This is a genomic window from Pseudomonas sp. stari2 (genome assembly GCF_040760005.1).
In the GTDB taxonomy this organism is placed as follows: Bacteria; Pseudomonadota; Gammaproteobacteria; order Pseudomonadales; family Pseudomonadaceae; genus Aquipseudomonas.
This window is the reverse complement of sequence record NZ_CP099760.1, coordinates 3,388,366-3,409,102: the sequence shown is the minus strand read 5'-3', so window position 1 is coordinate 3,409,102 and position 20,737 is coordinate 3,388,366. Positions and strand designations below refer to the sequence as shown.

At 56.5% G+C, this 20,737-nt stretch carries 19 protein-coding genes and 1 pseudogene; 14 read left to right on the top strand and 6 right to left on the bottom strand.

Annotated elements, in window-relative coordinates; translation table 11 throughout:
* Window positions 1-40 precede the first annotated feature (40 nt).
* Window positions 41-550 carry a hypothetical protein gene (locus tag NH234_RS15360; RefSeq protein WP_085730973.1) on the top strand — a complete coding sequence of 170 codons (510 nt, stop codon included), beginning with the start codon at window positions 41-43 and terminating at the stop codon, window positions 548-550.
* Between the two features lie 120 nt (window positions 551-670).
* Here the strand turns inward: NH234_RS15360 and NH234_RS15355 are convergent, their stop codons facing one another.
* Both NH234_RS15355 and NH234_RS15350 read right to left on the bottom strand, forming a co-directional pair.
* Entirely contained in the window at window positions 671-919 is a 249-nt protein-coding gene (locus tag NH234_RS15355) for a hypothetical protein (protein ID WP_367253273.1), read from the bottom strand.
* 278 nt (window positions 920-1,197) lie between these two features.
* Entirely contained in the window at window positions 1,198-2,076 is an 879-nt protein-coding gene (locus NH234_RS15350) for an NAD(P)-dependent oxidoreductase (RefSeq protein ID WP_367253272.1), read from the bottom strand.
* A 121-nt stretch (window positions 2,077-2,197) separates the two neighbouring features.
* Here NH234_RS15350 and NH234_RS15345 point away from each other — a divergent pair, with 121 nt between their 5' ends.
* A complete protein-coding gene (locus tag NH234_RS15345; protein WP_085730970.1) occupies window positions 2,198-3,058 on the top strand; it encodes a LysR family transcriptional regulator in 861 nt (286 codons plus the stop codon).
* Here NH234_RS15345 and NH234_RS15340 read toward each other — a convergent pair.
* Window positions 3,038-4,492 carry an MFS transporter gene (locus tag NH234_RS15340; RefSeq protein WP_367253271.1) on the bottom strand — a complete coding sequence of 485 codons (1,455 nt, stop codon included), beginning with the start codon at window positions 4,490-4,492 and terminating at the stop codon, window positions 3,038-3,040. The genes NH234_RS15345 and NH234_RS15340 overlap by 21 nt on opposite strands.
* Window positions 4,493-4,823: 331 nt before the next feature.
* Here NH234_RS15340 and NH234_RS15335 point away from each other — a divergent pair, with 331 nt between their 5' ends.
* Together NH234_RS15335 and NH234_RS15330 are read left to right on the top strand one after the other, a co-directional pair.
* Window positions 4,824-5,582, top strand: a complete 759-nt coding sequence (locus NH234_RS15335) for an SDR family NAD(P)-dependent oxidoreductase (protein ID WP_367253270.1) — start codon at window positions 4,824-4,826, stop codon at window positions 5,580-5,582.
* Window positions 5,583-5,744: 162 nt separating this feature from the next.
* On the top strand, window positions 5,745-6,251 hold the full coding sequence (locus NH234_RS15330) for a nuclear transport factor 2 family protein (protein WP_367253269.1): 507 nt from the start codon (window positions 5,745-5,747) through the stop codon (window positions 6,249-6,251).
* A 51-nt stretch (window positions 6,252-6,302) separates the two neighbouring features.
* On the opposite strand, the gene NH234_RS15325 is transcribed toward NH234_RS15330, so the two are convergent.
* Window positions 6,303-6,914 carry a DapH/DapD/GlmU-related protein gene (locus NH234_RS15325; protein WP_367253268.1) on the bottom strand — a complete coding sequence of 204 codons (612 nt, stop codon included), beginning with the start codon at window positions 6,912-6,914 and terminating at the stop codon, window positions 6,303-6,305.
* Between the two features lie 236 nt (window positions 6,915-7,150).
* On the opposite strand from NH234_RS15325, the gene NH234_RS15320 reads away from it, so the two are divergent.
* Window positions 7,151-7,864, top strand: a complete 714-nt coding sequence (locus NH234_RS15320; protein WP_085730965.1) for a helix-turn-helix domain-containing protein — start codon at window positions 7,151-7,153, stop codon at window positions 7,862-7,864.
* Between the two features lie 156 nt (window positions 7,865-8,020).
* On the opposite strand, the gene NH234_RS15315 is transcribed toward NH234_RS15320, so the two are convergent.
* Both NH234_RS15315 and NH234_RS15310 read right to left on the bottom strand, forming a co-directional pair.
* Window positions 8,021-9,343: an MFS transporter gene (locus tag NH234_RS15315; RefSeq protein WP_085730964.1), complete on the bottom strand. Its 1,323-nt coding sequence runs from the start codon at window positions 9,341-9,343 to the stop codon at window positions 8,021-8,023.
* Window positions 9,344-9,422: 79 nt separating this feature from the next.
* Window positions 9,423-10,400 carry a hydroxyacid dehydrogenase gene (locus NH234_RS15310; protein ID WP_085730962.1) on the bottom strand — a complete coding sequence of 326 codons (978 nt, stop codon included), beginning with the start codon at window positions 10,398-10,400 and terminating at the stop codon, window positions 9,423-9,425.
* Between the two features lie 230 nt (window positions 10,401-10,630).
* On the opposite strand from NH234_RS15310, the gene NH234_RS15305 reads away from it, so the two are divergent.
* The 9 genes and pseudogenes from NH234_RS15305 to NH234_RS15265 all read left to right on the top strand — a co-directional run bounded on the left by NH234_RS15305 (window position 10,631) and on the right by NH234_RS15265 (window position 20,713).
* On the top strand, window positions 10,631-11,308 hold the full coding sequence (locus NH234_RS15305; RefSeq protein ID WP_085730960.1) for an RraA family protein: 678 nt from the start codon (window positions 10,631-10,633) through the stop codon (window positions 11,306-11,308).
* 86 nt (window positions 11,309-11,394) lie between these two features.
* Window positions 11,395-12,636, top strand: a complete 1,242-nt coding sequence (locus NH234_RS15300; protein WP_367253267.1) for an MFS transporter — start codon at window positions 11,395-11,397, stop codon at window positions 12,634-12,636.
* Between the two features lie 57 nt (window positions 12,637-12,693).
* Entirely contained in the window at window positions 12,694-14,016 is a 1,323-nt protein-coding gene (gene fahA, locus NH234_RS15295) for a fumarylacetoacetase (RefSeq protein ID WP_367253266.1), read from the top strand.
* Window positions 14,017-14,209: 193 nt separating this feature from the next.
* Window positions 14,210-14,686: a hemerythrin domain-containing protein gene (locus tag NH234_RS15290; protein ID WP_085730956.1), complete on the top strand. Its 477-nt coding sequence runs from the start codon at window positions 14,210-14,212 to the stop codon at window positions 14,684-14,686.
* A gap of 170 nt (window positions 14,687-14,856) precedes the next feature.
* Window positions 14,857-16,227 (top strand): iron-containing redox enzyme family protein, encoded by a 1,371-nt coding sequence (locus NH234_RS15285; RefSeq protein WP_367253265.1) that lies wholly within the window; start codon window positions 14,857-14,859, stop codon window positions 16,225-16,227.
* A gap of 16 nt (window positions 16,228-16,243) precedes the next feature.
* Complete coding sequence (locus NH234_RS15280; protein WP_367253264.1) at window positions 16,244-17,182, top strand: methyltransferase; 939 nt, start codon at window positions 16,244-16,246, stop codon at window positions 17,180-17,182.
* A 108-nt stretch (window positions 17,183-17,290) separates the two neighbouring features.
* Window positions 17,291-19,081, top strand: coding sequence for a thiamine pyrophosphate-requiring protein (locus NH234_RS15275; RefSeq protein WP_367253263.1), 1,791 nt, complete (start codon window positions 17,291-17,293; stop codon window positions 19,079-19,081).
* 18 nt (window positions 19,082-19,099) lie between these two features.
* Window positions 19,100-20,274, top strand: a pseudogene (locus NH234_RS15270) (cytochrome ubiquinol oxidase subunit I).
* Window positions 20,252-20,713 carry a cytochrome d ubiquinol oxidase subunit II gene (locus NH234_RS15265; RefSeq protein WP_256575979.1) on the top strand — a complete coding sequence of 154 codons (462 nt, stop codon included), beginning with the start codon at window positions 20,252-20,254 and terminating at the stop codon, window positions 20,711-20,713. Before NH234_RS15270 ends, NH234_RS15265 begins: the two are co-directional and overlap by 23 nt.
* The last annotated feature ends 24 nt before the right edge of the window (window positions 20,714-20,737 follow it).

Here is a 20,737-nt window from a genome sequence, read left to right as displayed (position 1 = left end):
TGTATTTAACACATCATCCGACCACATAAGGAACCACAGCATGTTCGGGATCTCTGCCCTTGGCTGGGTACACACATTAGGTAGCCTGCCAGCCATTCCGCTGGCCGCTTATATGTTCATCAAACACGGGCGCATCGTACCTCGGTCGCGGGCGGGGCTTGCGTATTTCATTTTTATGCTGATCGGCAGTTGCACGGTGTTTTTGGTGGCTCATCAGCCGATCAGCCCGGTGATCGGTGGCATAACCCTTGTATTGCTTCTCGCCGGTTACGGAATTGGATTCGCTAACTGGTTGGGGCGGGCAGGGGTGTACCTTGAAACGATCCTGTTGAGCTTGACCGCCTTCTTCCTGATGGTTCCGGCCGTCTCGGAGACATTGCGCCGGGTTCCGGATGGCCACCCCATCGTGACTGATCCGAATTCGCCATTGCTCAAAGGCGTTCTGGGCCTGATAGCGCTCGTGCTGGTTGTAGGAGTGATAGCCCAGATGTTCGCGCTGCGTAGAGAGACGAAAGGCACATGCATTGCCCGGTTCGAACGCAAGTCCTGAGCCGCGACATTTAAACGTTGAGTCAGTAAGGCAGTGTTCTCGCTCACCCACCAGTCTGAGCGGGAACATGGCTGGATAAACGATAAACGTATTTATGGAGCAGAATGCCTTCGCCTGTTTTCAATCCACCAAGGTTGTCTGTTTTTCACTGTGGAAAATTTCTGCATAGAGCCGTGCGACGGTCGGGGTAAGATTTTGCACCGACGGCATCTCCATGAATGAGCTTGCAGACCCGACCGAGATGGAGGGAAACCAGGTCTTGAAAAAGACTGTCGCGACATCGATTTCATCGTGAGACAGGTAATCCCACGTATAGCCAGAGGGCAGAACGGTAAAGCTGCGTACCTGATCGATCGTTGGCCATCTCATGCAGTTGTTCTCATCGTTAGGTTGTTCGATTGCTATGCAAAACATCAAAAGTCGCTTGATGCACAGGTACCGGTCGGAGAGCAAGACTCAAGCCTTGCCGCGATTTGCCTGTGACGCTGGACAATGTCCTCGTAACGGGCTGTACAAATCGTCTTTGTCTGATAGCTCACGATCCCGCTCCTGAACGTTTTGCGCTCACACAACGGTTTAGCCATGACTGACTACCTCGAAGGTAGCGTCACAATGCCACGGCGAGAGCGTGTCGCCGGCGTCGTTAGTCAGGGTTTCCGGGCATTCCCATTTGAGCGGATGACTGTCTCCGAGGCAAAAACAGACCAGTCCTTGTTCCCGGCACCCCGGGCCACGGCTGCCATCATCCTTAATCGCACAGCATCGGCGGCAGGTAATTCCAGATCCTTGATGTGGGCAGCATCGATGGCCAGATTTATATCCTTGAGACCCAGAGACAGTTTGAAACCCGGTTCAAAGCTGCCGTTGATGATGTTCTTCCCATACCGTTGATAGCTCGGGCAAGCGAACAGGGTTTGTGTCATGAGTTCGACGAAAGCCCCCGAACTCATGCCATAGCGTTGGACGAGTGCGGTTGCTTCGCCCAATGACTGTATAGCTTGAGTGATCATCATGTTGCCGGCGATTTTCGCGATACACGCCTGGATGGGATGATCGCCCAGGGGCCAGTGTTTTTTCCCCAGCACGTCAAAGAGCGGCTGTGCCATCGCGATGGCGGACTGTGGTCCTGCCGTCAGGATATTCAGTTCGCCTTTCGCGGCTACTGCCGGCACGCCAAAAACCGGCGCGGCGACGAGTGCGACGCCCAAGTCATCATGGGCGGCTTGCAGCTCCTCCATAATCACGGGTGACAGCGTTGACATCACGATGTGAACGCAAGCCTTGTTTGCACGCTCCAGCACAGTGGAGGAGAGCAACACTTCTCTTGCGGCAGTGTCATCGGCAAGCATGCTGATGACGACCGCTTCTTGAAATGCCGTGGCCGGAGACTCAAGGATGTGAATACCTTCAAGGCCGGCAAGCGCATCACGGCTACGGTTCCAGACAGATACGCGATGGCCGGCCCGGACGAGCAAAGGAATGATCGCTCGTCCCATGCTTCCCACACCGATAAAGCCGATATTCATTTTCCAGTCCCCCGCTTGCTATGTGACACGGTTATATATGCAATCGAGTATGTAGGGCGCGGGATTGCTACGGCAGTGCCATTGCTGCACTCTCATCGTTCATTTTTGTACGGGGTACAGCATGGACTGGAGTGATATGCGGGTCTTTTTGGCTATTGCTCGAAGCGGCTCGCTGGGGGCGGCTGCCAAGCAGTTGGGAGTCAGCCACCCGACCGTGGGGCGGCGCCTGCAGGTGCTTGAACAGTCCAGTGGCCAGCCCGTCTTTCTGCGCACGGCTCAAGGGCTGGTTCTGACCGACAGCGGTGAGAAGATCCTCAGCCTGGCGCAAGAGATGGAGCAAAGTGCGTTGGCGATCGAGCGGCGTCTTGCGGGCGACAGCGCCCAGCCGGAGGGCCTGTTGCGGATTTCATCGGCTGACTGGTTCGCCTGCTACGTATTGTCTCCGGTCCTTAGCGAGCTCGGACGGCGTTACCCGTTGATCGTGCCTGAGGTAATCGCCGGGCATCGCCTGTCTGACCTTTCTCGTCGCGACGCCGATATTGCCTTTCGCATCATTCCATTCACCGAGCCCGACATCGTTCACCGCAAACTGACCACGCTGAGTTATGGCGTATACGCAGGCCTTGAAGCACCTGATCCTCATCCCCAGGGTGAAGGTCTCGGCTTGATCACCATGAGCGTTGCCCAGGCCCATTATCCTGATGTGCAGTGGTTGCAGCAGCGTTACCCGCTGGCGCGTACTGTGTTCACCAGCAGCAGCCGCACGGTACAGGCTCACCTATGTGCGAAAGGCCAAGGCGTCGCTGTATTGCCGCGCGTCCTGGGAGACCAGCTACCGGCGCTGCGGATGCTTGATACAGAAGAACCGCCGGGGCGCGATATATGGATGGGATATCACCAGGACATGCGGCAGATGGACAGTCTTCGCGCTCTTGCAGATCTTGCGTCCAGCATGATCGGCTCAGGTCGGGCTTATGGCTGATGCTTCACGAGGCACGGTGGGCTGGCGCACGACTGTGAGGCTAAGTCCAGCGCCCAGAGCCAGACTCGCGGCGATGCAGAGTATGGAAGCGGTAAAAGCGCGTGTGATCGTAGCTGCATCAGATTGAGTTCCGAGCAGGGTATAAAAAACTCCGCCGATTATCGCGACACTCAGCGATGTGCTGATTTGCAGCGTGGAACTGGTAATGCCGGCGATCATGCCAGAGAAGGCTGGCGCGACTCGCCCTGTGATCATTCTCATCAATGTCGGCAGGGCCAGTCCTTGCCCGTAACCAATCAGAAACAGGATGACGGCAAGCAGCAGGGGCGCTGGAGGGGCGGCTGTCGGCGTCACGGTTATCAGCCAGGCCATAAGCAGGAACCCCACGACCTCCAGTGTCATGCCAACGGGATTCACGTAAGCACCGAACACGCGTGCGAATTGACGAATCGACAGTGGTCCCAGCAGGAATCCGGCACCGAAAGGCAGGAACACAAGACCTGCATCGAGTGCGCTCATATGCAGGGCCGACTGCAAATAGATCGAAAGCAGCAAGAAAAACACGCCGATCGCATAGAAAGTCAGGGCGACCACCAACGCTCGGCCGATGCCTGGCGCCCGCAATGCGGCAGGGTTGAACAACGGCACACCGCCGGCCATATGCAAGCGGGTTTCGTACCGCCAGAACAGCCACGCCAACAACGGTGCCGCGGCAAGCGAAAGCAAGGCCCACCAAGGCCAGCCCGTCTCACGCCCCTCAATCAATGGCACAATCAATGCGCCAATCATTGCCATCGACAGCGCGGTCCCGCCAAGGTCAAGCTTGATGGTCTGTTGCGCGCGGGTCTCCTTTATCACAGGAATCCCGAACACAATCACCAGCAAAGCAATTGGCAAGTTCACCAGAAAAATAGCCCGCCAACCCATGTCCATCAGATTCAGCGAAATCAGAACTCCGCCGAGCGCCTGTCCGACTACGGCAGCCAGCCCAAACACCGCCCCATACAGGCTGAGCGCCAAAGATTTTTCGGACTCGGGAAAAATGGTTTGCACCGAGGCCAGCGCTTGAGGCGCCATTACGGCGGCTGTGATGCCTTGCAGCGCGCGCCCGGCAACCAACGCCCAGGGCGTCGACGCGAGGCCACAGAGCAGTGACGCGACTGCAAAACCCACCAGTCCCAGGAAAAACATTCTTACGCGACCGTAAAGGTCGCCAAGCCGTCCACCGGTGATCAGTGTCACGGCATAAAGTGCTGCGTAAGAGGAGATGATTAACTGTTCAGCGGAAGAGGACGTACCCAATGACGCCTGGATTGAGGGCAGGGCAACGTTAACGATAAAAAAATCCAGAGGCGGGAGAAACGCGCCGACCAGAAGTATTGCGAACATCAACCAGCGTCGCCGTTCGAGGGGCACCACTTCGTTCTTGTTCATGCGGAAGTCCTATACGGGGCCGTTCGGTCCCAACGTTTCTGTATGTTAGAAATCAGTCGAACCCCACAGGCGTTCATCACATTCCGGATGCCACTTCCAGTTCAAACGTCTGCGGACACACTGGCCCGTTGAGGGGCGCTGATCTGGCTTCCTGAGAATGGAGCTGGACTGAATCGGTCACCTTCAAACTAAACGATTCAACTCCGTCTTACGCCTCACATAAATGAACGACCAACGTTCATTTATGGCAGTGCCGCTGTCTCCCCGGTAACTCTCACAATGGTCCCGGCGTGGTTTCAAACGATCCAAATCGAGGACCGAGGAGTCAGACATGTCAGGTAAATTCGCTAATCAAGTCGCAGTTGTCACAGGTGCATCCACCGGAATCGGATTTTCGATTGCGCAGGGTTTAATTGCCGAGGGCGCCAAACGTGTTTACATCACTGGCCGTTCAACGGGCACGCTGAAGGCTGCTGTGGCCAAACTGGGCACCAAGGCGGTCGCAGTCGTTTCCGACGTCTCGCGCCAAGGGGATCTTGATAAGCTCAAGGCGACAATAGAAGCTCGAAATGATCAATTGGATGCAGTGTTTGCCAATGCGGGAATTTGCGAAAAAAACCCTGTTGGCGAGACCAGCGAAACCGCATACATCACCATGTTTGACATAAACGTGAAGGGTGTCTTTTTTACTGTTCAAACGCTTATGCCGTTGATGAAAGACGGCTCGTCAATCGTATTGACGGCTTCTATCTGCTCCAGCAACGGCATGGAAGGGCTGAGCCTTTACAACGCCTCTAAGGCAGCGGTGCGGTCCTTCGCACGAACCTGGGCCAACGAACTCAAAGGCCGAAAAATTCGAGCGAACGTATTGAGTCCGGGCTTCACCCGCACCCCTCTGATGGACAACGGCTTGAAGATGAGCGAAAGCGACATTGCAGCGCTTCGCCAACACGTCGAGCAGATCACGCCGCTTGGCTACATGGCCCAGCCCGAAGAAATCGCCACGTCAGCACTGTTCCTGGCATCTGCCGATGCCAGGTATGTCAACGGGGTAGAGCTGATGGTCGATGGCGGCCTTTCGCAGATCTGAATGGTTGTTTGACCTGATCAGCCTTCGTCGAGGGCTGTTCAGGTTCAACCCCGGTGCAATTTTCAGATAGGGAGTTGTGCTTATGCGCAGGTGCATCGTCCGTTAACCATCGCTTGTAACCGGTCAACTGGCACCCGGTGTGATCAAACAGGAAACATCATCATGAATATTGAAGTTTTAATCGCACGACTTGCAGCATTGGAAAGTCGTGCCGCCATAGAGACGCTTATAGCCGCTTACGCAAACGCATTTGACCGCATTGATGCGTCTCTCTTGAAGGAAATCTGGCACGCAGATTCATCGCTGGATTTACCAGGCTTCGGAAGTGCTTTGAATCGAGATGAAATCTTGGCGATGGCTGAAAATAGTTGGCGGCAAATGCCGCATATGCACCATTGGATGGCCAACCCTATGCTCGAAATCGAAGGTGATAATGCAACGGGAACCGTAGCCGCGAATTGCCTGTTCCATGACATTGAAAAAGGTCCGGTTCAAGTCAGCGGGTTGTACCACGACAAATTCGAACGCCGTGATGGCAAATGGGCGTTCAAATCAAGACGTTTTGAACTCCATTACCTGACACCTCTAAAAGACTGGGTTCCCGTGGCGGGTAATGAACAGTACTCGCATCCTGAACAGCCAACGACAGATGCAGTTCAACGGTTTTGAAGAGGGCGCCTCGATCAGGCGCGACTGCGCGCTATCGACTTCTGGCCGGGTTCAATCGTAGGCGAAATGGTCAATCAGCCCCAGGCGTGGAACATGGGTGTGGGGGTGTAGTATTGCTCCGGGAGCTATGACTGCATTTGCCCCAATTTTGCAGTCGTCACCTACCAAGGCACCGAATTTGTTGACCCGCGTCTCGATCACACTGTCTGCGTAACGGATTTTGATATCCACGCCGTCCAGTTCGTTGCGGTAGTTGGCAATAATTGCACCTGCTTCAATGTTTACGCGCTCGCCAATAAGTGAGTCGCCGACGAAGTTGAAGTGTGCAAGCTTGCTTCCTGCAAGCAGGATGCTGCTTTTAACTTCGCAGCTTGGGCCAACAATACAATTGTCGCCGAGATAAACTCCGCCACGCAGGTAAGCTCCCGCCGCCACAAATGATCCTTCTCCGATGATGATCGGCCCCTTAAGCACTGCCCCGTCTTCCACAAAGGCACTTTCGTGAATCGCACAGTTACCGTTGCGTCGATAACCCGCACCGAGGCGATCAAGCAAGGCCAGAATCTGATTTTCGCAGTCATGAGTAATCAGCCAAGCAACTGGTGGTAGCGAGCCCAGCAGGGACCATCGGGCAATAAACGTACTGATCTCAGGTAGCTTCACAATTATTCCCCTGTACAGGTTGCTCGAGCGGATGAACGTTGCCGCGTAAGCTGTAGTGGAATCAGGCGATCAATCCAGCTGTAGCGCAGATGAAGGCTTCGCAGCGCAGGATGGGCGCATCAGCTTGCGAATACATTCGCCACAAGGATGGCTAGAAAACCGCCCTTGCCGGATAATCGGATTTCCGGCCCTCACAATGATTTGTATAACGGTCCCAATAGTAGAGGTTTTTTCTGATGGCGAATGCGCGGCCGCGTCCAGCGGTAAACGGTGTGGCTTCGGCTGACCGGGTCTTGACCGTGCTCACGGCTTTTCAGGTCGGCGATACGGCATTGAGTTTGGTGGAGCTGGTTGAACGTACCGGGCTGATTAAAAGCACTGTCATGCGCTTGATGGTCTCGCTGGAAAATCATGGACTGATCAACCGAATGGCCGATGGCCGTTATCAGTTGGCCAGCGAAGTCATGAGGCTTAATGCTGTTTATCAGGAAGCCCTGGATCTTGAGCGTCATGTGATGCCACGGCTCCAGTATCTTTCCGAGCAGTCCGGCGAAACCGCATCATTTTATGTGCGCCATGGCGCCTATCGGATGTGCCAGTACCGAGTGAATTCCTCCCATCGACTGCGACTCAACATGCAGCCAGGCGATATGCGTCCCATGGACGAAGCGGCGGGAGCACAGGCATTGCGGGCACCGTTTCAGGTTGGCATCGCGCTGGAAAAACCGTACTACTCGCGCGGCGCGACGGATCCCCATGCGTCTTCCATTGCACTGCCGATATATGGCGCTCAGAAAGAGCTGATGGGCGCGCTGGTCATCTCCGGCCCCTCGAGCCGATTGACTGAAGAAGCCGCTGAAAGCATAAAAACGACCTTTTTCGATACCGCCCGTGAACTGATGCGCAGCCTGGGCCTGAAGCCAGCGGACGAATCAGCGCCCTTGAAGTAAGACGGCGTTGTCGCGAAGGATCAAGGTGAGTTTGTTCTTGTCCGACTTCCAAACTTCAAGCAGGTCCAACGGGGCGTCTATTGGTCTTCGATTGAAACAACGATGCCCATGTCCCCCCCAAAGGAAAATGGGCATCGTCGTAAGGCAGAGCCGTCTCTATTTGACGCTGACTGCCAGATCACCTCGCTCACGCTGACGTTTGCGACCGATGAACAGAACCATGACGCCAGCCAACGTGCACAGCGACGCCAACGGCATCAGTGCCAATGCATAGCTGCCTGTCGCATCATGAATAGCACCGTAGGCGTTCACCATCAGTCCGCCACCGATCAGGTTGGCCATGGCGCCAACGGCTGCCAGTCCAGCTGCTGCAGTAGATGACGACAACCAGCCTGACACCAGCGCCCAGAACGGCCCCTTCATCGAATAGGCACCCACCAAAACCATGGTCAGCATGACGATAGTGGCCGGCAAAGCTGAAGTGAACAGGGTCATGAGCAAGCCTGCCGCAATCAGCAACAAGGTCATTGCCGTGTGCCAGCGACGCTCGCCTGTACGATCAGAACTGCGCCCCCAAAGAATCATCAGCACCGACGCGACGCCGTACGGAATGGCGTTGACCAGGCCGATCTCCATGGAGTTGAGACCGAAAGTCTTGAGTAATTGAGGCGCCCACACGCTCATGGTGCTCCCGGCCGCAGAAGCTCCGGAATAGATCAGTGCCAGCACCCAGATATCCTTGTGGCGCAACAGCTTCCACAACGAGATATGGCCGATGGCGGTTTTCTTCGACGACTCCTCTGCCAGTCGCCGGGTGAGCCAGTTGCGCTGTTCATCGGTCAACCACTTGGCATGCTCGGGACGATCAGTGAGTACGAACAGGCAAGCGATGCCCAGCATCACGGCCGGAATCGCTTCGATGATGAACAACCAATGCCAGCCCCGCATGCCCATCCACCCATCGAGGCTGAGCAAAAGCCCGGAAAGCGGAGAACCGATGAAGTTGGCCGCCGGAATGGCCACCATGAACAGTGCAACCATGCGGGCACGATAGGCCGACGGCAACCAGTAGGTGAGGTACAAAAGCACACCCGGGAAAAAACCGGCCTCCGCCGCACCCAGCAGAAAACGCATGACGTACAGAGAGTTGGCCCCTGTGACGAAAGCGGTACCCGCCGAAATGATGCCCCAGGTGATCATGATTCTCGCGATCCAGATCCGGGCACCAAATTTCTGCATCGCCAGGTTGCTGGGCACTTCCACCAGGAAGTAGGCAAAGAAAAACAGGCTGCTGGCAAAACCGAAGACTTTTGCAGTCAGGCCGAGGTCTTCGTTCATCTGTAGCGAGGCCATGCCGATGTTGCCGCGGTCAATGATCGCGATCAGATAACAGATGATCAAAAAGGGCAGCAAGCGCCAGGCAACCCGATGCATCGTTTTGCGTTCGAGTTCGCTCACGGTGGAAGCGGTGGAAGTCATAAGGCTCTCCATTTGTTCTTTTTGTGGAGTGTCGCGTTACGGATGGGCTCCTTCTGACTGCAAAGGAGCACGCAATCAATCAGCAGTTGAGCAGGTGTCGGTTGACCACGCTGCGTGGCTCCAATGGCCGACCTGCGCAGACGTCCAGGATCTGGCGCAACGCGACAACACCGACGCGATCACGGGCCTCCGAGGTGTTGGCGCCGACATGGGGAGTCGCCACCAGCGTAGGCAGACCCCACAAAGGGCTATCTGCAGGTGGTGGCTCGGGATTGAAAGTATCCAGTCCGGCACCGGCAATTTTACGCTCGCTCAGTGCTTGCACCAGTGCCTGGGTATCAATCAGTTCACCTCTTGCGGTATTGATCAGGATACTGCCGGGACGCATGAGTTCGAGTTGCGCCGCGCCGATCAGATTGTGATTGGTCTCGGTCAGCGGGCAGTGCAGGCTGATGACATCGCTCTCGGCCAGTAAACGATTGAAGTCTTCTTCGCGTTCCACGTGCGCGCGCGCTGGCAGCTCTTTGAGGTAGGGGTCAAAGACCTTCACCTTCATACGCAGGGGCGCGACCAAATCCATCAGGATGCTGCCGATCGAGCCCAGCCCGACAAGGCCCAGTGTCTTGCCGAACAACTCCACACCGTTCGCCTCGGTCTTGTCCCAATGACCGTCGCGCATCCGCGCATCCAGCAGCGCCGTTTGTCTAGCGACACTGAAAATCAAGGCGAAGGCGTGCTCGGCCACTGACTGGGCATTGGCGCCAACGGCAATGCTGACCGGAATACCGCAAGCGGCAGCGGTTTCGATGTCGATGGTGTTGTAGCCGACGCCGTGTTTGGCAATTGCTTTCAAGTTTTTCGAGGCTTTGATCATCGACCCGGTCAGTTGCCCCTGGCGGACGATGATCGCATCAGGTTGCTGCTCGCGAATGATGGCTTCCAGCTCTTCGGCCGGCAGATAGGGCGTGGTTGGAATAACCCGCACGCCAGAGGCGGCGGCCAGGTTCATGGCTTCCGGGGCAAGTTCAGGGCCGGTCAGCAGAAGGGTCAGGGACATCGTCATTACCTTGTTTTTATCGTGGAGACAAACGCTGGCGTGTGCAGAGATTGCGACGTGACAACCCTAGCATAATGAAACGACGTTTCAATATAGATATTTGAGCGTTCTTCAAATCTTGCTTTGGCCGTGAAAATCACCGTTGCGCTTATTAAAATGAAATGCAATTCTAAAAATACGCATCGGCGCCATTCGATGTGATCGAATAAAATCAAACAGAGGTATGTCACATGAGCATTGGATTTCAGGTGCTGGAGCGCGCACGCAAAGTCAGCGCAGTATGGGTTGCACGCTATCGTGAGCTGCCGGTAGCCAACGTCAGCGACTCCATGAATCGCATGACGGCAGGCGGTTCTCGCCTGCGTCCCATGCACCGCGAAGGCGTGCTTGCTGGTCCCGCAGTGACTGTCAAGGCGCGTCCGGGAGACAACCTGATGGTGCATTACGCGATCGATATCGCTGAACCTGGCGATGTGATTGTGGTGGATGCGGGTGGCGATTTAACCAATGCGCTGATCGGTGAAATGATGGTCGCTTACGCGGTAAAACGCGGCATCGCCGGGATCGTCATCAATGGTGCCATTCGTGATGCAGCCAACATTGGTAGCGGTGACTTTCCGCTGTTCGCTGCCGGCGTATCGCATCGAGGCCCTTATAAGGACGGCCCTGGGGAAATCAACGTGCCGATTGCTATCGATGGTATGGTGATCGAACCGGGCGACCTGGTCATTGGCGATGAGGACGGCTTGCTGTGCATACCGTTTGACCATGTCGATGAAGTCTTTGAACGTGCGACGGCGAAATACGCAGCCGAGCACAAACAGATGGAGCAAATCGCCCAAGGCAAAAACGATCGCTCTTGGGTATTGGAATCTTTGAAAAAGAAAGGCTGCCAACTGCCGCTCTGATCCATGCGACTACCGCGCATCCAGCCCTGCGATGCGCGGTAGACCTTGTGCCAGGAGTGTCGCGGGGCCTTTTAAGGAACGTACTCTTGTCCAACCCGCATTCTTCCCGCTCTGCACGCTGGCCGGCTCCGGTCAGGGCGCTGGCCAGTCGAAATTTCCAGATCTATTTCGTCGGGCAAGGCATTTCGACGTTGGGCAAATGGGTGCAGCAGGTCGCTCTGGCCTGGCTGGCCTATCATCTGACCGGCTCGGCGGTACTGCTCGGTCTGATCACTTTTCTTTCCCTCGCACCTCAACTTCTCATCGGACCGCTCGCGGGTGCCTGGATCGATCGTCATGACAAAAGACGACTACTGATCGGCGTCCAGATAATGCTGATAGCCCAATCGCTCACACTTGCCGTCATGACTCAGTTCGGCTGGAACGATGGAACCTCCATTGCATGCATGGCATTGCTGCTGGGGTTGCTGAATGCTGTAGAAACGCCGTTGCGACAGGCGTTGATCGGTAGCTTCGTTGATGATCCGGCCGATTTGCCCAATGCGTTGGTGCTCAATGCCATGTTGATCAACGCGGCGAGATTTGCAGGACCTCCTCTGGCGGGCACCCTTATCGCGATGACCAGCGAAGCGAGCTGCTTTCTCCTGACGGCATTTGCCTATCTGGCCCTGATGTTCGGGCTGATCAACGTCAGGGCGACGGTGTCACCCAAAGCGAGCGGTTCGACCTCTCAGGTTTTCCGCGAAGGGCTGGCGTACCTCTGGCGTACGGTGAGCGTCCGGCAACTGATGATCAGCGTGATCATGGTGAACCTTTTGGCATCTTGCTACGCCTCGCTTTTACCCATTCTTGCCAAGACTGTTTATGCCGGTGATGCAAGGATTCTCGGCTGGTTATGGGGAGCCGCCGGCGCCGGTGCCTTCGTAGCTACCCTGGTTTTAGCCTTCAATGGAACGCTGTCACGGTTGCGATACTTCATGGACGGCGGCGCGCTTGTGTGCGGCTTCGCGTTGCTGGGCGTGTTCCTCGCTGCGAACCTTCCTATGGCACTGACAGGCTTGGTCCTGCTGGGTTTCGGCATCACGCTGAGCAACGTCAGTACGAACATGCAACTGCAGAGCGGGGCGCCAGGCGTGCTTCGGGGGCGAGTTGTCGCTTTCTACATCGCCATGCGCTTCGGATTCGAAGCGGTAGGCGGGATGTTGGCAGGCCTGGTCGCCGCGCATTTTGGAGCACCGGCCACGCTGGGTATTGCCGGAGGAATTTTACTGCTCTATCTGATGGTCAGCATTGGCGGGCGCTTGCGAGCGCGCCGGTTGAAATCATGATCTGGATGGAGAAGGGCGGCTTCGCCCATTTTCAAGCAAGATTGTTTATGGAGAACGATGCACATGAATAGCTGGGTATCTTCGGCCAACGGCCATCCTGATTTTTCACTTGCCAACCTGCCATTCGGTGTATTCAGTGTTGCTGGAGGTGAACGCCGTACGGGTGTCGCGATCGGTGACCGGATCTATGACCTTCAGGTTGCGCTACAGGCAGGCTTGTTCACCGGTGTAGCCGAAGAGGTTGCCACGGCGGCAGTGGGCGGTTCTCTCAACGGTTTTTTCGCGCGCTCAAGACAAGACCGCAAAGCATTGCGCGATCGTCTGACCACACTGCTTCGTGAGGACGCCCAGGACATTCAGGTTCAACAGCGGCTGGCAGAGGTCCTGTTGGTGCCGGCCGCCAACTGCCAGTTGCATGTGCCGGCCTGTATTCAGGACTACACCGACTTCTACGTTGGCATCCATCATGCCGAGAACGTCGGCAAGCTGTTTCGACCCGACAGCCCGTTGATGCCCAACTATAAACACGTACCCATCGGTTACCACGGTCGCGCCTCGACAATCATTGCCTCTGGCCAGGCGTTCGTTCGCCCCTGCGGGCAGATCAAACTTCCCGACAACGAGCTGCCGATCTACTCGCCAAGCCGGCGCCTGGACTACGAGCTTGAAGTCGGACTCTGGATCGGGTCCGGAAATGAGCTGGGCGAGCCCATCGATATTCGTGATGCACGCGAGCACATCGCCGGACTGTGCCTGCTCAATGACTGGTCGGCACGTGATATCCAGGCTTGGGAATATCAGCCACTGGGCCCGTTCCTGTCGAAAAGCTTCGCTTCGACCATTTCACCCTGGGTCGTAATGGCTGAAGCGTTGGAGCCATTCCGCTGTGCCCAGCCTTTGAGACCGGCGGGCGACCCTGACCCGTTACCATATTTGTATGACGTGGAAGACCAGAACAGCGGTGCCTTCGATATCCAGCTCGAAGTATTGATCCTCACCGCTCGAATGCGAGAGGAGGGCGCTACCCCGTTCCGCCTTAGCCTCAGCAATACACTGAACATGTACTTCACATTCGCACAGTTGGTTGCACATCACACGGTGAACGGTTGCCAGCTCAATCCTGGTGATTTTTTCGGCACGGGAACGCTGTCAGGTCCAACACCGGAGTCGCTGGGTTCGTTGCTTGAAATGACCGAGGGAGGCAAATATCCGATTACACTGCCGAACGGTGAGACGCGCATCTTCCTGGAGGACGGTGACGAGATCATCCTCAAGGCGCGCTGCGAACGTGACGGGGTTGGCTCGATCGGTTTCGGTGAATGCCGGGCCGTCGTACTGCCAGCATGGGAACGTCACCGTGATACCACCTGCACCGAATGAATTTTGCAAGAACCTCAACCCCCTACTCATGCAGAGTGCATGCCTCTATTTGGCCACCACTCTACTTAACCATTTGATTTTCAAGGTCATTTTAGAGGCGAGTGACTGGCACACAATATGCGAGGCCTAAGTGGAATATTGCAAGGATTGCCGATGAAGATCGGCGAACAACCATCCGTGAAAGAGGCCTTAAATGAACGCCATCGACCTTCTCAAAACAGACCACGAAAAAGTAAAAGGCATCCTTAACCAACTCAGTGATTCCACGGATCGCGCGTTAAAAAAACGCGCCGATTTGCTGGACAAGCTGGAGCTTGAAATTACGATCCATACTCAGCTCGAAGAGCAGATTCTGTATCCGGCTTTCAAGGAAGCAGGGGGTAAAGAGCAGGATGAGATGTACTACGAGGCGAAGGAGGAACATCGCACCGTTGATTCACTGGTATTGCCTGACCTGAAATCCACTGACCCCTCCACACCCGAATTCGCCGGCCGTGTGAAAGTGGTCAAAGAACTTCTGGAACACCATATCGAAGAAGAGGAAACCGAGATGTTTCCCCAAGCCAGAAAGCTTCTGGGCAAGGCAAAGCTCGAAGAGCTGGGTAAGGAAATGGAAGTGATGAAGGCTTCTCTCAAGAAAAGTCTCAGCGGGTCGAATATGGCGGCCTGAGTCCATAGTCGGATCTGCAAAGCATCAAAAGCCTGGCTCATGCCGGGCTTTTGATTTTCAAGGAATGTCATCTCAAGCCGCGCTCGTTACTGCGAAAATAAAAGGAATTTTCCCTCACGCATTTCCTCTTCTGTCTATGACCCATCTACGGTTCTTACGGGGAGAGCTTCATGACATCAATAGAGTGCCTGAGCGAAACACGAGTAGCGCCCCGCGAGGGGTTGACCCGACCAAATCGCGAGGTCTATGAACGCCTGCTCAAGGAGGAACCCGAGGCCGATGCCATTGCCTCCGCGTTTCTCAAGCGACATTTAGCGAGTACCCACAACATTGCCAATGAGTTGCCCGAAGATCCGGAGCAACTTTTCGCATGGTCGCAAAACCGTTGCGCCGCCGTTGCTGAACAGTACGCAAGCTATCTGGCATCACGTCAGGCTGGGGCAGGGCGCCAATACTTCCAGAGCACATCCCATGCGCTGTATTTTTTGAAGCATGTCGGCCCGACGAAACTGGTCGATGGCGCTTGGTTGGCGGGGGGGCTGCAACACTGGCAGGACGTCCGCTTCGATCACTTGCTGGAGATCTATCTCGAAGAACTGGGTGATGGCGTACCAAGCCAAAATCATGTGCGGATCTACCGTCAACTGCTGGCCGGGCATACCTGCGACGACCTGTCTGACCTGGGTGATGAATATTTTCTGCAAGGCGCGCTACAACTGGCGCTGGGCCGTTGCACCGATTCGATGCTGCCTGAGGTCATCGGGTACAACCTTGGCTATGAGCAACTGCCGCTGCATCTGCTGATCAGCGCTTACGAACTGCGTGAGCTGGGCATCGACCCGCATTACTTCCGCCTGCATGTGACCATCGATAACGCCAGCACCGGGCATGCACACCGTGCGGTGCGGGCGCTGCACGATCTGTTGCCGCCGGGGCAGCAGCGGGCTGCATTCTACAGACGCGTGACCCAGGGCTATCGCTTGAACGATCTTGGATCAGGTTCGACAGCCGTCATTCAGGGTTTCGACTTGCAGCACGAGGTGCTGACGATGCTGGAACGCAAAGCCGTGTTCGGGCGCCATATGCATTCGGACTACTGCCGAATCGAAAACCGCACCATCAATCAATGGCTGGCGACACCTGGGCAGATGGACGCCTTTCTGGATGCGTTGATCCACAAAGGCTGGATCAAGCGGGGTGAGGATCCAGCCGAAAGCCGTTTCTGGCAACTGATCGACGGTAGCCACGCGGTGATGTTCGGTGTGTTCAGTCCTTACGAAAAACAACTGATGCACGACTGGATCGCCGTCGGCTGGCAGGACCTTGGAAAACGCGCACGGGTGCCACTCAAGTCTGTGGGTGATCGAGTTGAAGAGGCCAGCGATAGCGAGACCGAGGCCTTGCAGAAGTCTCTGCAAGCGCAGTCACCGGCCGAACAGATGAAAACCCTGATCCCATGGCTCGCGCCGCAACACCATTGGCGTCCGGCAGGACTGTTTGCCACCCGCCGCTTCATTGAACTGCGCAAACTCATACGCTGACTTTTCAGGAGGCTTCATGTCGATACAACAGCGAGTCGACCGTGAATTGATCGAGCTGGGCGTGCGCTTGCGCCAGAACGGTTACCGATTCATCACCCCGACACCGTTGACGCATGAGCGGGTCATGCAACGGGCGGACAGGCTTATGGCCAAGGATCAGCGCGATGTTTTCGGGTGGTCGATGCCGTTCGATCAACGGCTTTTCGGGACCGAGCAATTTCAGGCACTGGAACGCGCGGGCATTCTCGAGCAGCAAGACGGGCAGTGGCGAAGCACCGTTCGCTGGTCATCGCTGAACGACCTGTTGTTCGTTCACTCGTCTTTTCCGACTACGCAAAATGACGCGGTGTTTTTTGGGCCGGACACTTATCGATTTGCCCATGCGATCGAGGCACACCTGCAACAGCGAACGGCACCCGTCAAGCGTGCGGTGGACATCGGCTGTGGCGCCGGCGTCGGCGCGGTGCTGATTGCAAGGGCACAGCCGCAGGCTCAGACAGTTGCAGTGGATATCAACCCGCGTGCGTTACGGTTGACGGCCGTCAACGCCGAGTTGGCCGGCACGGACAATATCGCCATTTACCATAGTGATTTGCTCGCCAGTGTCGAAGGGCAGTTTGACCTGGTGGTAGCCAATCCTCCGTACATGAACGACCAACAACAACGCGCCTATCGGCACGGCGGCGGGGTGCTGGGTGAAGCCTTATCAGTGCGCATCGTGCGTGAGGCGTTGCCGCGTTTGAGTCCTGGTGGAACGTTGCTGCTGTACACCGGCGTCGCCATGGTGCGCGGCGCTGACCCTTTTCTGGCCATGATCGAATCGTTGCCCGGCAATGATTTCAGTTGGACTTATGCAGAGCTCGATCCGGATGTCTTTGGTGAAGAACTGCTCAAACCTGGCTACGAACAGGTCGAGCGTATCGCCGTGACGCTGCTGACGGTGACTCGAAACTAATCGAAACTTCGCTGTCCGCCGGGCTGTCCAGACCTTTACATCTCCCGTATGCGCTGTAAATGTCGGCGCACCGGGATGTCATACGCAATGAAAAAATTGAGGTTGGACATGACGGTGACAGTGGGTAATTTTTTGATCGAGCGTCTCAGCCAATGGGGTGTGACGCGAATTTTTGGTTATCCGGGCGACGGTATCAACGGTGTCTTCGGTGCGTTGAGCCGGGCGGGCGGCAAGATCGAATTCGTTCAGGCACGGCACGAAGAAATGGCGGCGTTCATGGCGTCCGCCCATGCCAAATTCACCGGCGAACTGGGGGTGTGCATCGCCACATCCGGCCCCGGTGCTTCCCACTTGATCACCGGACTGTACGACGCCCGGCTGGACCACATGCCGGTGCTGGCGATTGTCGGGCAACAGGCGCGCACGGCACTGGGCGGCCATTATCAACAAGAACTCGATCTGGTCTCGATGTTCAAGGATGTCGCCGGGGCATTTGTGCAACAGGCCTCGGCGGCTTCCCAGGTTCGACACTTGCTGGACCGCGCAGTACGTACAGCGGTTGGCGAGCGGCGGGTGACGGCGCTGATACTGCCGAACGACTTGCAGGATATCGAGTACAAAGCGCCGGCGCGGGCTCACGGCACCGCGCATTCGGGGATTGGTTACAGCAAGCCGAAGGTGCTGCCTTACGACGCGGATCTGCAACGTGCCGCCGATGTACTGAATACGGGGGAGAAGGTTGCGATTCTGGTGGGCGCCGGTGCGCTGCACGCCAGCGATCAAGTGTTCGCGATTGCCGAAAAACTGGGTGCCGGGGTAGCGAAGGCGCTGCTCGGTAAAGCCGTGTTGCCGGACGAGTTGCCTTGGGTCACGGGTTGTATCGGTCTGCTCGGCACAGAACCGAGCTACAAACTGATGTCTGAATGCGACACCTTGCTGATGATCGGATCGGGCTTTCCTTACGCCGAATTCCTGCCGAAAGAAGGGCAGGCGCGCGGTGTCCAGATCGACTTGCAGCCAGACATGCTCAGCCTGCGCTACCCGATGGAAGTGAACCTGACCGGCGATGCGGCCGAGACCCTGGCGGCACTGGCGCCGTTGCTCGAACACAAGCCGCTGCGCAAGTGGCGTAAAAAGATCGAAGGCTGGCGGGCGACGTGGGATAAAACTCTTGAGAAGCGCGCCATGGCCAAAGCAGACCCGGTCAACCCGCAACGGGTTGTGTATGAGTTGTCACCGCGCTTGCCCGAGCAAGCCATCATCACCAGCGACTCCGGCTCTTGCGCCAACTGGTTCGCCCGTGACCTGAAAATCCGCAAGGGCATGAAGTGCTCGCTTTCCGGTGGTCTGGCGTCCATGGGCGCCGCCGTGCCGTACGCCATCGCGGCAAAGTTCGCCTTCCCGCAACGCCCGGTGATTGCCTTGGTGGGCGATGGTGCCATGCAGATGAACAACATGGCTGAACTGATAACGGTCGCCAAATACTGGCGACAGTGGGATAGCCCGAAGTGGATCTGCGCCGTGTTCAACAATGAGGATTTGAATCAGGTCACCTGGGAACAGCGTGTGATGGAGGGCGATCCGAAATTCGTAGCCTCGCAGAGTATTCCGGATGTGCCTTACCACCTGTTCGCCATTTCCATCGGCCTCAAAGGCATCTTCGTTGATCGCGAGGAAGATGTGGCCGCTGCCTGGGAACAGGCGCTGGCTTCGGACGTACCGGTCGTCATCGAGTTCAAGACCGACCCGAATGTGCCGCCGTTGCCACCCCATATCAAGCTGGAACAAGCGAAGAAATTCGCTACCACTTTGCTAAAGGGCGACCCCGACGAAGTGGGCGTCATCGTGCAAACGGCCAAACAGGTCCTGGGAGCGGTATTGCCCGGCAAATCCAAATAGCGAGGTCGAGTTCTGTTCATGGACACTCTCGAGTCCGCGCTCATGGCCGCTCGAATCCAGTTCGCGATCACCATCGGTTTTCATATCGTGCTGGCGGCTTTCACTATAGGGCTGGCGAATTTCCTGATGGTGCTTGAGGCGTTGTGGCTCAGGAGTGGACGCCCCCTCTATCTGGATATCTACCGCTACTGGCTGAAGGTGTTTGCCTTGACCATAGCGGTAGGCACGGCCTCCGGACTGATTCTGGAGTATCAGTTCGGCCTTAACTGGTCGCGTCTGTCGGTCAAGGCCGCAGATATCCTAGGGCCATTGATGTTTTACGAAGTGCTCGCCGCGTTTTTTCTCGAGGCGGGTTTCCTCGGCATCATGTTGTTCGGCTTGAAGAAGGTCGGCCCGCGCCTGCATTTTTTGCGACTTGCGCGGTGGCCTGCGGATCGCTGATCAGCGCCTTCTGGATCCTCTCAGCCAATTCCTGGATGCACACCCCGGCAGGTTTTTCGACGGGCGCGGATGGACGGTTCATCGCCGAGGACTGGTGGGCGATCATCTTCAATCCTTCGTTTCCCTATCGTTTGGCGCACATGACGCTTGCCGCATTGCTTGGCACGGCGACATTTGTGGCGGGCGCCAGTGCCTGGCAGTTGCTCAAGAACGCGCAAAATTCCCGCGCAAGGGTGCAGTTTTCCATGACGTTGTGGGTGCTTGTCCTGCTGACGCCTGTACAAATCGTCGTCGGGGATCTGCATGTGCGGGTACAGCCACAAAAAGTAGCGGCTATTGAAGGGTCCTGGACGCGGCCAGCCGAGGGAGCGGGGGAGCCGCTGCGTATTTTCGCCTGGCCCGACATGAGTGAGCGGCGCAATCACTGGGAGCTGGCCATCCCGCGTATCGGCTCGTTATACCTGCGCCACGACCTGAGCGGCACCATCGCTGCGCTTGACGAGTTCGCACCGCAGGATATCCCTCCGGTCGTGCCGGTGTTTTTCGCGTTCCGGCTCATGGTCGGCCTGGGAATACTGATGCTGGGGCAGGGGCTGGTCAGTCTGGTACTGCGCAGGCGCAAGCGGCTTTTCACCTCGCGCCGTTGGTTATGGATGTGCATCCTCATGACCCCGGCAGGTTTCCTGGCCATGCTCAGTGATTGGTTATACGTGGCTCGGAGCGTGCTGGTTGTATTGGCGCACTGTCGATGAGCTGCAGCAACGCTCTGCGCTTCAGGCCCGGGTGCTGGCGTTGGTGACTGCAGGGTTGCTGATCGTTCTGGTGGTCTGGACGACGACATTGCATGCGCAATATGCCCGACGCCTGACATCGCCGTGGATTGGTTTGCCTGCGTTGTCGATTCTTTGCGGATTGTTTGCGGGTTTTGCGCTGGGGTTTCGGAGCCGCTTCGATTGCATGCCGCTGTTCGCGGCGTTGGGCGTTTTTGTCCTGGCGTTTGGCCTGGTGCTGGCGGCGCTTTACCCGTTGATCATTCCTCCTGACCTGACGCTGCAAGTGGCGACGTCGAGCCCCAATAGCCAAGTGTTCATGCTGGCAGGCTTCACAGTACTGGTACCGATCACCTTGATCTACAACACCTACGGTTTCCGTGTTTTCAGTGGCAAGATCGGTACTCCGCCTCAACGTTGAGAGCGTAACGACCGCTCGATTATC